The organism is Lichenifustis flavocetrariae (assembly GCF_026130545.1).
Lineage (GTDB): Bacteria > Pseudomonadota > Alphaproteobacteria > Rhizobiales > Beijerinckiaceae > Lichenihabitans > Lichenihabitans flavocetrariae.
The window spans coordinates 1-13,176 of sequence record NZ_JAMOIM010000017.1; the positions used below are offsets into that span (position 1 = coordinate 1).

At 63.6% G+C, this 13,176-nt stretch carries 11 protein-coding genes, 1 tRNA gene and 1 pseudogene; 6 read left to right on the top strand and 7 right to left on the bottom strand.

The window, feature by feature from the left end; all coding sequences use genetic code 11:
* Nucleotides 1–766: 766 nt before the first annotated feature.
* Nucleotides 767–856, bottom strand: a tRNA-Ser gene (locus M8523_RS21710).
* 220 nt (nt 857–1,076) lie between these two features.
* On the opposite strand from M8523_RS21710, the pseudogene M8523_RS21715 reads away from it, so the two are divergent.
* The 5 genes and pseudogenes from M8523_RS21715 to M8523_RS21735 all read left to right on the top strand — a co-directional run bounded on the left by M8523_RS21715 (nt 1,077) and on the right by M8523_RS21735 (nt 6,611).
* A pseudogene (locus M8523_RS21715) lies at nt 1,077–2,172 on the top strand (ISAs1 family transposase).
* 215 nt (nt 2,173–2,387) lie between these two features.
* Nucleotides 2,388–3,899, top strand: coding sequence for a sugar ABC transporter ATP-binding protein (locus tag M8523_RS21720; protein WP_282587005.1), 1,512 nt, complete (start codon nt 2,388–2,390; stop codon nt 3,897–3,899).
* Between the two features lie 48 nt (nt 3,900–3,947).
* The gene (locus M8523_RS21725) at nt 3,948–4,997 is read left to right on the top strand and encodes an ABC transporter permease (protein ID WP_282587006.1); all 1,050 of its coding nucleotides are present in this window, start codon (nt 3,948–3,950) and stop codon (nt 4,995–4,997) included.
* A gap of 28 nt (nt 4,998–5,025) precedes the next feature.
* Complete coding sequence (locus tag M8523_RS21730) at nt 5,026–6,123, top strand: substrate-binding domain-containing protein (RefSeq protein ID WP_282587007.1); 1,098 nt, start codon at nt 5,026–5,028, stop codon at nt 6,121–6,123.
* A 257-nt stretch (nt 6,124–6,380) separates the two neighbouring features.
* Complete coding sequence (locus M8523_RS21735) at nt 6,381–6,611, top strand: hypothetical protein (RefSeq protein WP_282587008.1); 231 nt, start codon at nt 6,381–6,383, stop codon at nt 6,609–6,611.
* Between the two features lie 75 nt (nt 6,612–6,686).
* Here M8523_RS21735 and M8523_RS21740 read toward each other — a convergent pair whose 3' ends face one another.
* Genes M8523_RS21740 through rpmH form a run of 6 tightly spaced genes read right to left on the bottom strand, consistent with a single transcriptional unit; the run spans nt 6,687 to nt 11,522 of the window.
* Nucleotides 6,687–7,454 carry a pyrimidine 5'-nucleotidase gene (locus M8523_RS21740; protein WP_282587009.1) on the bottom strand — a complete coding sequence of 256 codons (768 nt, stop codon included), beginning with the start codon at nt 7,452–7,454 and terminating at the stop codon, nt 6,687–6,689.
* 8 nt (nt 7,455–7,462) lie between these two features.
* Nucleotides 7,463–8,392 (bottom strand): acetylglutamate kinase, encoded by a 930-nt coding sequence (gene argB, locus M8523_RS21745; RefSeq protein WP_428351050.1) that lies wholly within the window; start codon nt 8,390–8,392, stop codon nt 7,463–7,465.
* Nucleotides 8,393–8,394: 2 nt separating this feature from the next.
* Nucleotides 8,395–9,042: a ribosome biogenesis GTP-binding protein YihA/YsxC gene (yihA, locus tag M8523_RS21750; protein WP_282587010.1), complete on the bottom strand. Its 648-nt coding sequence runs from the start codon at nt 9,040–9,042 to the stop codon at nt 8,395–8,397.
* Nucleotides 9,039–10,841 (bottom strand): membrane protein insertase YidC, encoded by a 1,803-nt coding sequence (yidC, locus tag M8523_RS21755; protein ID WP_282587011.1) that lies wholly within the window; start codon nt 10,839–10,841, stop codon nt 9,039–9,041. Before yidC ends, yihA begins: the two co-directional genes overlap by 4 nt.
* Before the next feature lie 59 nt (nt 10,842–10,900).
* Nucleotides 10,901–11,359: a ribonuclease P protein component gene (rnpA, locus tag M8523_RS21760; RefSeq protein WP_282587012.1), complete on the bottom strand. Its 459-nt coding sequence runs from the start codon at nt 11,357–11,359 to the stop codon at nt 10,901–10,903.
* Between the two features lie 28 nt (nt 11,360–11,387).
* Nucleotides 11,388–11,522, bottom strand: coding sequence for a 50S ribosomal protein L34 (gene rpmH / locus M8523_RS21765; protein ID WP_282587013.1), 135 nt, complete (start codon nt 11,520–11,522; stop codon nt 11,388–11,390).
* A 272-nt stretch (nt 11,523–11,794) separates the two neighbouring features.
* On the opposite strand from rpmH, the gene M8523_RS21770 reads away from it, so the two are divergent.
* The gene (locus M8523_RS21770) at nt 11,795–13,171 is read left to right on the top strand and encodes an FAD-dependent oxidoreductase (protein ID WP_282587014.1); all 1,377 of its coding nucleotides are present in this window, start codon (nt 11,795–11,797) and stop codon (nt 13,169–13,171) included.
* Nucleotides 13,172–13,176: the final 5 nt, after the last annotated feature.

Consider the following 13,176-nt stretch of genomic DNA (forward strand, 5'->3'; position numbering starts at 1 on the left):
CCTCCACGAAAACGAAATGCCGAACAGCGGCGCAGACCTCCACGGCGAACATCCCCAGCCACCCCAAAACGGGCAGCCTATCCACCGGCCGGAGATTACTCCGCCCGCGTCAGCACTTTACCGACGCTCCAGTGGCCTGCTTTGCCACCGCCGTGCACATGTAGTCGCCTTGGGCATACCGCAGCAGCGTCTTCTTGGCCGTGACCTCGACTTTCGCGCAGTGACCCGCCAAACGGGGCAGGTCCGAGTCATGGACCGCGATTCCCGTTCGACCAGGAACATCGGCAGTAGGTCGCGCACCACGGCACCCGGCGATGGAAGCCGCTTTCCTGGTGGTTTGATGCGGAATTCATCCAGCTCGATGTCACAGCGCAGGGCTGCGGGCTGGCCCGGGTCAGCCTCCTTGCGAGCGATGGACCAGCGGAAGAACTCGCACGCCAAAGCTTGGCTGTCCTTTTCGTTCACTCGATCTTCGGGGATCGACAGCTTGGCCTAGCGCTCCTTCAACTCGGACAAGGCGTCGGCGAACCGGACCTTGGCCTCGGCCACGTTCTTGGTGCCAAGGGTGCGTTGGTGCCAAGGGTGCGCTGGAAAAGCCGTTTGCCGAGCTTTCCTGGAGCCGGTCGGGCACCCTGAGCCGAATCCAGTAAGTGCCGGTCTTGGGGTGCTTCCACGGGGTGGGCACGCGGGCCATGTGTATCACTCGGTGCCCATTAGACCCTCGAAACTGTCTACATTTCTGGAAGGAATACGCTCTATGGAGCGTTGGCGGAGAGGGAGGGATTTGAACCCCCGATAGACTTGCGCCTATGCCGCATTTCGAGTGCGGTGCATTCGACCACTCTGCCACCTCTCCAGGCGCCGTTGCCGACACGGGGCATCGGTGTGGTGACGGCGAGATAGCACGCCCTCTCAGGGGGAACAAGCGAGCCTTCACAAATTTCAGGGCATTCGCTTCGGGTTGACGGGCGCCTATCTCTGCCCTGACGGTGGTAAGTGTGATTCATGGGATGCATCGATGTCGGAGCCTCATCTTGCCTCGTCAATCCTGAACGGTCCTCGATCATTTTTCATCGCTGACCGACCCCCGCGAGGGCTGGCGCGTGGTCTATCCGCTGCCGGAGATCCTGCTTCTTGTGCTGTGTGCCACGCTCAGCGGCATGGAGGACTTCGTCGAGATCAGGCTGTGGGGCGAACAGCGGATGGCGTTCCTGCGCCGCTTCCTGCCCTACGAGCGGGGCCTGCCGGCGCACGATACCCTGCACGACGTCATCAACGTCCTCGACGCCGATCTCTTCAAGGCTTGCTTCACGGCGTGGGTGGAAACCCTGCGTGACGATGAGCCCGACATCATCGCCGTCGATGGCAAGACCTCGCGCCGCTGGCAGGCCCGGGGCCACGGTCGCGAGCCGCTGCACATGGTCTCCGCCTGGGCCAGCCGCCAGCGCCTCGTACTCGGCCAGAAGGTCACCGACGTCAAATCCAACGAGATCACGGCCATCCCGCGCCTGCTCGAACGGCTGGACCTGACCGGTGCGCTCGTCACCATCGATGCCATGGGAACGCAAAGCGCCATCGCCGAGACCATCGTGCACGGGGGCGGCGACTCTCTGCTGGCACTCAAGGGAAACCGACCGGCAACCCATGCCGATGTCGCCCGCTTCTTCGCCGATCCCGCCATCACCTTGCACAAAGCGCCGATCGAGACCGTCGAGGCCGATCATGGCCGCATCGAACAGCGCCACCACAGCGTCTGCCACGATGTCGCTTGGCTCCGGTCAGATCGGCGCTATCCGACGAGCCCCGCTTTCCCCATCTGGCGATGATCGGCTTGGTCGAGACCCGCACCGAACGGGGCGGGGCCATCGCGCACGAGCGGCGCTACTATCTCTGCTCGGCCAAGCTCGATGCCAGAACCTTCGCGGCCGCCGTGCGCGCCCACTGGCATATCGAAAACCGGCTCCACTGGGTGCTCGACGCCGTCTTCCACGACGATCTCGCCCGCCTCAGAACCGGCGCCCGACCTCAAAATATGTCCATCGTCAAACACATGACCATGAACCTCGTGCGCACACAACCGACAAGCACAGCCTCAAGGTCAGCCGCAAACTGGCCAACCTCAATCCAGACTACCTCGAAAAACTCGTCAGAGCCCCGCCACCGTTAACCTGAAGCGATTCCCTTCACAAATTTTAACCATACGCCGTCCTCGGTACGTCAGGCTCACGCGCACATCCCGGCGAAGGCAAAACTGGCTCGGTCGGCATCCGCCGCCATGCCCGCTGTGCCACGGAAAAGCTCCTCGCGAATTCCATTGACAAAGCCGAGGCCGCCCCCTCCGATGCGCTCAGCCCTCCGTCAGAGAGGCGCGGTTCGGGGAGAGATGGATGGCGCTGGGCGATCCGCTGCACTTTGAGAATGTGGCCAAATCGTTTGGTGGCACCCGGGCCCTCAAGGGCGTCAGCTTCACGGTCGAGCGTGGCGAGGTCGTGGCGCTGCTGGGCGAGAACGGCGCAGGCAAATCGACGCTGATCAAGGTGCTCGGCGGCATTCATCGGGCCGACGAAGGCCGGGTTGCGATTGGTGACAGGCCGTACCGTCACCAGAGCTCCGGGGCCTCGGGCCGGCAGCCGGTCGCCTTCATCCATCAGGATCTCGGGCTGATCGAGTGGATGACGGTGGCCGAGAATGTGAGCCTCGCCCATGGCTTTCCCCGTCGCGGTGGCTTTGCGCGGCTGATGCCCATCGCCTGGGGCGCGACCGAAACCAAGGCCGCGCAGGCGCTCGCGATCGTCGGCTGCGACATCGACCCGACCACGCGGGTCGCGAGCCTGAGCCGCACGGAAAAGTCCCTCGTCGCCATCGCCCGCGCGCTCGCGGTGGAGTGCGATTTCCTGGTCCTGGACGAGCCGACCGCGAGCCTCCCGGCCGACGAGGTCGAGCGCTTGTTCACGGCCATGCGGCGCCTGCAGGCGGCCGGCGTCGGCATGATCTACGTGTCGCACCGGCTCGACGAGATCTTCCGTATCGCCGACCGGGTGGTGGTGATGCGGGACGGCAACCTGGTCGGCGACCAGAAGGTTGCCGAGACCACGGCCGACAGCCTGGTCCAGCTCATCATCGGCCATTCGGAACTGAACGCCTTTCAAAAGGCCGGAATACAAGCGGGCCGGCCCCGGGCGGCCGTGACCGATCTTCGCACGCCGCGGGCCGGACCCGTGACCTTCGACATCCGCGAGGGCGAGTTGCTTGGGCTCGTGGGACTGCGGGGCGCGGGGCAGGAAGAGATCGGCCGGGCGTTGTTTGGCGCCACGCCGCATACCGGCACGGTCACGCTCGACGGCCTGACGCCGGATCTCTCCTCGCCAAGGGCCGCCCTTGCCGCAGGCATCGGGCTCATCGCGCGTGACCGCACCGAAGAGTCGATCGCGGCGGCCCTGTCGATCCGCGAGAACACCTTTCTCAATCCAGGGGCGGGCGGGCGGAAACTGTTTTCCGTCTTGTCCCCGGCCGCCGAGGCTAAGGCCGCCGCTGGAATCGGCGCCTCCGTGGGTCTCAGGCCGAACGATCCCGACCTTGCCATCGAAGGGCTGTCGGGCGGCAACCAGCAGAAGGTCATCGTCGGGCGCTGGCTCGCGACCGGCCGCCGGCTGCTGGTCGCCGAGGACCCGACCGCTGGTGTCGACGTCGGCGCCAAGGCCGAGATTTACCGGCTCATTGCGCGGGCCGTCGAGAGCGGGCTCGCGGTCGTCGTGGTCTCCACCGACTTCGAGGAAGTCGCGCATATCTGCCACCGGGCCCTTGTGTTCAGCCACGGCCGGGTGGTGTCGGAACTCTCCGGACCGGCCCTGACGATCGCCGGCCTCATCACGGCCGCTTCCGCTTCGGACGCCGCCTAAAATCTTCACATCGGCACCGCGCCGCCGCACAACGAGGGAGCGAAGGCTTTGTCCACCAATTCGATCAAATCCGACGCTCTCGAACCCACGCGGGCGGAACTCAAGACTCTGACGGCGGGACAACGAACCGGACGGTTGCTGCCAGTCTACGGCCTGCCGATTCTCACCCTGCTGTTGATCGTCCTCTTTTCGGTGATGCTGCCCGACACGTTTCCGACCTTGCTCAACTTCCGCTCGATTGTGGCCGACAAGGCGATCATCGCGCTGCTTTCGCTGGCCGCGATGATCCCCATGGCGACCGGCAAGATCGACCTCACGGTCGGCTACGGCATCGTGCTGTGGCACATTTTGGCGATCAGCCTGCAGACGATGTTCGGCCTGCCCTGGCCGGTCGCGGTGATGGTCGTGATTCTGCTCGGGGCCGGCGTCGGCCTGCTCAACGGTCTTCTGGTCGAAGTCGCACGGATCGACAGCTTCATCGCGACGCTCGGCACCGGAACCGTGCTCTACGCGGTTGCGCTTTGGCACACGGGCGGCCGGCAGGTCGTGGCCGTCTTGCCGAAGGGCTTCCTGGCGCTGAACAACACGATCCTGTTCGGCGCGCCGATCACCGGCTGGTACGTGCTCATTCTGGCGTGCCTCCTATGGTTCGTGCTGGAGCACTTGCCGTTCGGACGTTACCTCTATGCCATCGGGGCAAATCCGAAGGCGGCGGCCCTTAACGGCATTCCGGTGCAGCGCTTCACGATAGGTGCCTTCGTGACATCGGGCCTGTTGACTGCCGTGGCAGGCGTGCTGCTCGCCTCGAAGCTGCGCATCGGTCAGGCGAGCGTCGGGCTCGAATATCTTCTGCCGGCCCTGGTCGGCGCCTTTCTCGGCTCGACGACGATCAAGCCCGGCCGCGTCAATGTCTGGGGTACCGTGGTGGGCGTGGCGATTCTCGCGGTCGGTATCGCCGGCATCCAGCAATTCGGCGGCTCGTTCTGGGTCGAGCCCATGTTCAATGGCGTCACCCTGCTAATCGCCATCGGCATCGCGGGCTATGCCCAGCGGCGCCGGGGCGCGGCCGGCAGGATCGTGAAGTCGGCGAGCGCTTGAACGCCGCCGCATGAGGGAGTGGGACACGATGAAACATAGCTTGATGGTGAGCACGACGCTGCTGGCGCTCGCGAGTGGCGCAGCCCATGCGGATGCGCTGGTCGACGAGGCCAAGGCGGTCGTGACGAAGGCCACCGCGCGCGTGGACAAGTGGGAAGGACCCACAGCCGGCCCGAAGTCGGTCGGCAAGAAGCTCGTGGTCTATGTGGCGGGCGACATGCGCAACGGCGGCATCCTGGGGGTTGCCAAGGGGGTCAAGGAGGCCGCCGACGTCATTGGCTGGACCTATCGCGAGATCGACGGCCAAGGCTCGGTCTCCGGGCAGGCCACGGCGCTGAGCCAGGCGGTGGCGTTGAAGCCTGATGCGATCATCGTCGGCGGAAGTGACGCCGTCGAGCAGAAGGCCGCGCTCGAGGAGGCCGCCAGTCACGGCATCGCCATCGTGGGATGGCACTCCGGCCCGAAACCCGGCCCGCTGGACGGCACACCGGTTTTCGCCAATGTCACAACGGATGCGATGGAAGTCGCCCGCGTCGCCTCCATGAAGGCCATCGCCGATTCGGACGGCAAGGCGGGTGTGGTCATCTACGCCGACTCCACCTATGCGATCGCCATCGCCAAGGGTCGCGCCATGGAAGCGGAGATCAAGAAATGCGCCGGCTGCAAGGTTGTCGCCTTCGAGGATACGCCGCTCGCCGATGTCTCGACCCGCATCCCGCAGTTGACCACCACCCTGCTGCAGCAGAACGGATCCAAGTGGGGCTATTCCCTGGCCATCAACGACCTCTATTACGATTTCATGCCGCCTTCGCTCGAAGCGGCCGGGATCGCGGGCGAAGGCAACCCGCAGAACATTTCCGCTGGCGACGGTTCGGAATCCGCCTACCAGCGGATCCGGGCCAAAGACCATCAGGCCGCGACCGTCCCGGAGCCGCTCAACATGCAGGGCTGGCAGCTCGTTGATGAATTGAACCGGGATTTCGCCAAGCAGCCCTGGTCGGGGTTCGTGCCGAGCGTGCATCTGGTCACGGCCGATAACATCGCGTTCGACGGCGGCCCGAAGAACGTCTTCGATCCGGACAATGGCTATCGGGATCACTACAAGGCGATCTGGGGCGCGAAATAGCGTCGAAACCCTCCGGCCAGGCAGCTGCGCTTGGCCGGAGGGCCAGTCCGGCGAAGCCGCTCCGTCGTTTTTTGACATTTTACCGACCGGAGCATGCAGATCGGCGTGCACGATTCACTGACCCGAAAGACGGGATGTGGCGCGCCGGGCACGCTGCGCGATCCTCGTCATCCTCACGAAACTTGCGCGTATGGCGCGGCGTCTAAGCTATGCGACAGTCGGCCGACCTCAGCCGTCCACCCAATCGGAGACAATTTATGCGCCCTATCAGCCTGTTCGTGACCGCTCTCGCGTTGTTGGGAGCCCAGACCGCTTTCGCGGCTACGAACCAAGTCTCGCTCAAGGACAAGCAGCAGGCTGCCTGCTACGATGACGTCAACAGGCTGTGCAAAGACGCGATACCCGATGTCGACAAGGTCACGGCTTGCATGAAGGACAAGAAGCCTCTGGTCAGCGCAAAATGTGCTGCCATGTGGGACGTCAAATAGGCGGTGAGGCTCTCTCCGTTCCCTCTGAATAGCGCGGCCAGGCCGCCGATTTAGCGGCCAGGAAGGCTCTGCCGGTCAAGGCGTGAGCCTTCCCATGACCACGCCCTGCAGAAACCCCGCGAGATTGTCTGTCACGAAGTCGACGTAGGGTTCTGTCACCCCCTCGGCTTCCCAGGGTTCACGGTGATCGCTCCCCTCAGGCACGATCAGAACGGTCCGCATGCCGCGCTGATGCGGGATCACGAGATTTCGCGCTAGGTCCTCGAACATCGCGGCCCGCTTGGGGTCGACGCTGTGCTTTTTGAAGAAGCTTTCATAGACGGAAGCTTCGGGCTTCGGCACGAGTTCGGCCGCCACAATATCGAAAATGTCCTCGAAGGCGTCGTGAAAACCGAGACGCTCCGTGGTCCGGAGCGCATGTTCCCGCGACCCATTGGTGAGAATTAGTTTGCGGCCCGGCAGAAGCGCAAGTGCCTGCTTCAGGTCGGGATTGGACGGGATCGACGTGCGATCGATGTCGTGCACGAACTCCAGGAATTCATCGACCTTGACGGCATGCTCTTCCATCAGGCCGCGGAGCGTCGTGCCGTAGCGCCGATAGTAATACTTCTGCAATCCTCGGGCCGACTGACCATCGAGTCCGAGCAATGTCGCGAGATAGAGCGTGATCCGGGCGTCGATCGACGGCCAGATGCTACTACCCGCGGGGTAAAGCGTGTTGTCGAGATCGAACACCCAGGTGTCGACATCGGCGAAGCGCTCATGGATTAAGGGTCCCGGAGCCAAGGCCCGCGGCGCCGTCGAGGCGAGAAGGACGTCAGTCGACGCCGCGGGAGAAGCCATTGTTCGGTTCAACGCGTAATGAGGGTGCCGGCGCCGTGGTCGGTCAGCAACTCGACCAGCACGGCATGAGGCAGCTTGCCATCGAGGATCACCACGCCCTCCACGCCCTGTTCCAAAGCGTAGATGCAGGTCTCGACCTTCGGGATCATGCCCCCGGTGATGGTTCCATCGGCGATCAGGCCTCTGATATCGTCGACGCGAAGCTCCTTGATGAGGTTCTTCTGCTTGTCGAGCACGCCGGGAACATCGGTGAGGAACAACAAGCGCTTGGCCCCGAGCGCACCCGCGATCGCGCCCGCGAAGGTATCCGCATTGACGTTATAGGTCTCGCCGTCACTCCCTTGCGCCACCGGCGCCAGGACGGGAATGAGTTCGCGTCCTAGCACCTGGTCGAGCACGGTCACATCGACCTTGGAGGGTTCGCCCACGAAGCCGAGATCGACCTCCGGCTCGTCCGAGGCCGTGTGGCCTTCGGTGTGACGCTCCAGCTTCGTGGCCGTCACCATATTGCCGTCCTTGCCGCAGAGGCCGATCGCACGTCCCCCCTCGGCATTGATGAAGCCGACGATTTGCTTATTGATGGAGCCGCACAGCACCATTTCGACGATCTCGACCGTGGCCTTGTCGGTCACCCGCAGGCCGCCCGAGAAGTGCGACGCGATACCAAGCTTCTTGAGCATGGCACCGATTTGCGGTCCCCCGCCATGCACCACGACCGGATTGACCCCGGATTGTTCCAGCAGAACCATATCCTTGGCGAATTCACGTGCAACCTGCTCGTCGCCCATGGCATGGCCGCCATATTTCACCACCACGATGGCGTCGTCGTACCGCAGCATATGCGGCAGGGCCTGCATCAGAGTCTCGGCCTGCAACTGAGCGTGACCGATGGACGAGCCATCCGAACCCAAACCGCTGCTTTGCGTCGCCTCGGTCATCGTCATGCGCCACGCTCCCGCATCAATTGCACGATTCCGCCTCGCATGGCGGGTATCCCCAAGCCGGTTTCGGAGGAGGTGAGAAGCACCGTTGGAAAAGCAGCCGGGTGCCGGCGCAAGTCGGTCTCCGTGCGCTCACACACGGCGTCTCGGTCCATCTGTTTCACTTCATCGGCTTTCGTCAGCACGACTGCGAACGAGATCGCCGAGCGATCGAACACGTCCATGGTCTCGTGGTCGACCGGCTTCAGTCCGTGCCGGGCATCGATGAGAAGATAAACCCGCAGAAGCGAGGCCCGGCCCCGAAGAAAGTCCTGTGCGAGTTTCGTCCAGGCCGTCACCTTGTCCTTGCCGACCGCCGCATAGCCGTATCCCGGCATGTCGACGAGTTGCAGCCGATGGGCGAGGTCGAAGAAATTGAGCTGCTGCGTCCGCCCGGGCGTCTGCGACGTGCGGGCCAGGGCCTTGCGGCCGGTGAGCGCGTTGAGCAGCGACGACTTGCCGACGTTGGAGCGACCCGCGAAGGCGATTTCCGGCAAGGTCATCGGCGGCAGCGCCCCCGCATTGTCGGCCCCGGCGACAAAATCGCAGGTCTGCGCGAAGAGCTTCCGCCCGGCTTCCACATCGTCTTCGCTGGGAGCGTCGATCACGCGGGCTTCTTGCGGAACATGTTGGTTAGATTATCCCACAACTCGATCTTCGCACCCGCCTTATGCGAGATCAACAATTGCTGAAGCACCGTCAGTAGGTTGTTCCAGCTGTAGTAGATCACGAGACCCGACGGAAAAGCGCTCAACGTGTAGGTGAAGATCACCGGCATCCAGGCGAACATGGTCTTCTGAACCGGATCGGGTGGCTCCGGCTGCATCTTCATCTGCAGGAACATGGTGAACCCCATGATGATGGGCCATGCGCCGATCATCAGGATGTGCGGCGGAGTGTAAGGGATCAGTCCGAAAAGGTTGAAGACGCTGGTCGGGTCGGGCGCCGACAAATCCTTGATCCAGCCATAGAACGGCGCCTGCCGCATCTCGATCGTGATGAAGATCACTTTATAAAGCGAGAAGAAGATCGGGATCTGGATCAGCATCGGCAGACAGCCCGAGACCGGATTGATCTTCTCGGCCTTGTAGAGCGCCATCGTGGCTTCCTGCTGCTTCTGCCGGTCGTCCGGGAAGCGCTCCTTGATGGCCGCCATCTGCGGCTGCACCTTCTTCATCTTCGCCATCGACATGTAGGATTTGTTGGCGAGCGGGAAGAAGAGGCCCTTGAGCAGCACCGTGGTGATCAGGATCGCGATACCGAAATTACCGGTGAGCTTGAACAAATAGTCGATGACGCTGAAGAGCGGCTTGGTGATGAAATAAAACCACCCCCAGTCGATCAGAAGGTCGAATTTTTTGATCCCGAGGCCCGTCTCGTAGTTATTGATCGTGTTGACTTCCTTGGCACCGGCGAAAACCCGGGACGTGACCGTGACAATGGCGCCCGGCGCAACCGACTGGGAATTGTCCAGAACATCCGTCTGGTAGTTCTTCGGCTCCTCGGCGCCCGTCACGGAAAAACGGCCCTTGAACGCCTGGGACTGGTCAGGGATCACGGCGGCGGCCCAGTATTTGTCGGTGAACCCGATCCAGCCTCCGGTCCCGTCCAGGGTCTTGGTTTGATTTGTCTCCTTGGCAATGGCGTCGTATTTGATTTCCTGCACGCCGCTATCGCCGATGACGCCGATGAGCCCTTCGTGCAGGACCGCGTAATTCGACGTGATGGGCTTCCCGTGTCGCGACACGAGCGCATAGGGGAACAAGGTCACCGGAGCGGTTCCCTTGTTCTCCACGCTGTCGGCCACCGTGAACATGTATTTGCCGTCCACCGCGATGGTGCGGCGGAACACAAGCCCCTGACCGTTGTCATAGGTGAGCGTCACCGGCTTCTCGGTCGACAACTCGGTCGCATCAGCCTTCCAGATCGTGTTGGCGTCCGGCACCGCGCCGGCGGCGCCGGGCTGCCCGACGAAACCGGTTTCGGCATAGAACGGGTGCGGCGCCCCTGAGGGAGACAGGAGGTCGATGATCGGGCTGTTGGGCTCGACGGTCTCGCGATAGTCCTTCAACGACACGTCGTCGATGCGGCCGCCCTTGAGATTGATCGATCCGGAGAGGCTTGGCGTCTCCAGTTTGATGCGCGGCGTATCGGCCAACACCTCTTGCCGCGACCGCTCGATCGCCGGGGTCGTCGGCACACCGGCCGGCGTCGTGGCTGCGCCCGAAGGCGCGATGGGATTCGTGGTTGTGCCTGGGGCCTGGGCGGCGCCCGACGCCGTCTGCGCCTGCTGGGCCGCGTCGCGCGGCTTATGCATCTGGGGCCAGCCGTAAAAGAAGTTCCAGCCGACGATGAACAGGATCGACAGCGCGATGGCCAGATACAGATTCTTGTTATCGTCGGTCATTCGTCACTGCTGAATACAAGGAATCTATGGCCGATCCATATGGCTTCGGCATGACGGAATCAGGACTCAGGATTGGATGGCCCGAGGCTTTTGCCTCGCGGCCCTCGACCATTCCGAGGTGCCGCATGCACCTTCTCGATGGCAAACTTGAGGCTCCGGGCGAGCGCCTCGCTCCGGGCCGAAAGGATCTCGCGCCGCGCGACGATCACGTAATCATGCACCGGCCGAAGCCCGAGATCATCACGCAGGCGAACGACTTCGCGCAGGCGCCGCTTGATGCGATTCCGCTCGACGGCACCGCCGACCTTCTTTGTGACCGTGAAGCCGACACGAGGCAGGTCCATCCCGGTCGAACCGGCACGAGCACCCATCTGGACCGTAAACAACGAAGCGTGACTCTTTCTCCCAGACGCGACCCTGAGAAAATCGCTTCGCTTTTTCAAACGCACCGGGATCGCATGTCGAGGCTGAAGAGAACCCGCCTCAGTCTCGTCGATCGCCGGTGTCGCCTGATCCATCTGTTTCGATCGATCCGCGACGTCAGTCTCAGGCCGACAGGCGCTTGCGGCCGCGGCTACGACGCGCCGCGATGATCTTGCGACCACCCACAGTCGCCATTCTGGCGCGAAATCCGTGGCGACGCTTGCGCACGATCTTGCTGGGTTGGAAAGTGCGTTTCACGTTTCTGCTCCGGTTCCCCAGACCGCACTCAGCTGCGGTCTTGTTATCAAGGTTGGCGTGTACCCGAATTTTCGGGCGAACCACGACAAAGGTCTCCCATCAAAGCCTCTCGGCGTCGGGGAGCGCGATGGCCGGCTTATGCGTGAAGCAGGCCTGCAAGTCAATGACAAGCGACCCGAGAACCCTGTTTTGCGACCGAGGCGCGGTGGTTTAAGGAGCCAGACCTTTCGACGACATCGATCGCTCCATTTTCCACTCACGCGGATCGGCCTGTGACAGCACCACCCACGGATCCCGACCTGTGCGTCATCGGCGCCAGCGAAGCCGGGCGCGCGGCAGCCATCGGAGCCATCGCGCTGGGCTTGACCGTCACCATGGTGGACGATGGTGACCCGAGCGGCATGGACAACCCCGACCTCCTGATCGAGGTCCTGCGGCGCGCGACAGAATACCGGGATGGCCTCTCCTCGGGCGCGCCGATCGATCAGGCAGAGGTTTGGCGAAGGGTCGAGCGGACGCTGGCACGGGCGGCTGCGGAGCGCTCGCATGCGCGCCTTGCGGCCATGAATATTCGAATCGTGCGCGGCAGCGCGAAGTTTGCCGATGCGACAAGCATCACGGCAGCGGGCATGACGATCCGCGCGCGGCGGATCTTTATCGCATCGGGCAGCCTGGTCTCGCAACGAGCGGAAGCGCCGCCGGAGCTGCCGGGCAGCCTCACCATGGACAGTTTGCGGCGAATGCCCTGCCTGCCCCATCATCTCCTGATTCTCGGCGGCGATCATGAGGCAGTCTCGGTCGCTCAAGCCCTTTCCGGTCTCGGCTCGCAAGTGACAGTCTTGGCCGATCCATTGCTGCCAGACTTCGATCCTGAATTGACCGCCCCGCTGCTCGCCCAGTTGGTACGGCGTGGTATCAGATTGGTCGAAGGCCCACTCTCGCGCATCCGGCAGGCCGAAGATGAAGTCGCCGTCGAGATGACCGACGGCAACGTGGTGACAGGGTCTCATATCCTTCGGCTCGACCGCAGCCTGCCGGACATCACGGCATATGCGCCAGATCGCGCCGGCATCAGCCACGGAAACGGTACACCGCTCCTCAATCACACGCTGCGGACCACCAATTCGCGCGTCTATGCCGTCGGGCTCGCTGCGGGTGCGAAAAGCGCCGCCATGGCACGGGCGCAAGCCGCAGTCGCTCTTCGGGCGGCCTTCCTGCGTCAGCCGGCCCGCATGAGGCCGGAGACACTGGCCACCGTCACAGCCACGGAGCCGCGGATTGCGACGATCGGGCTTTCAGACAAGGAGGCGGCGGCCCGGGGGCCGATCACGGTCTGGCGCTGGCCCTTCGCCGAGACCGGAGCCGGGATGGCTGGTGATCGAACGGCGGTCGGGCACCTCAAGGTCGTCGCGGATCGGCGTGGCCGTATCCTGGGCGTCGGCATGGTCGGTGACGGCGTGGCGGAATCGATTCCCTTCTGGTCGCTTGCCGTGGCGCAGGGCCTGGATTTGGCCGATCTCGCCGATGTGGCCCTCCCGTCCCCCTCGTGGTCGGACGCGTCTCGGGCCATTGCGCTCAGCCACGCCGCGGGACGGCTCCGCAACCCTTGGGTCAAACGCGCCCTGCGGATTCTGCGCTGGCTTGGATAGGCCGC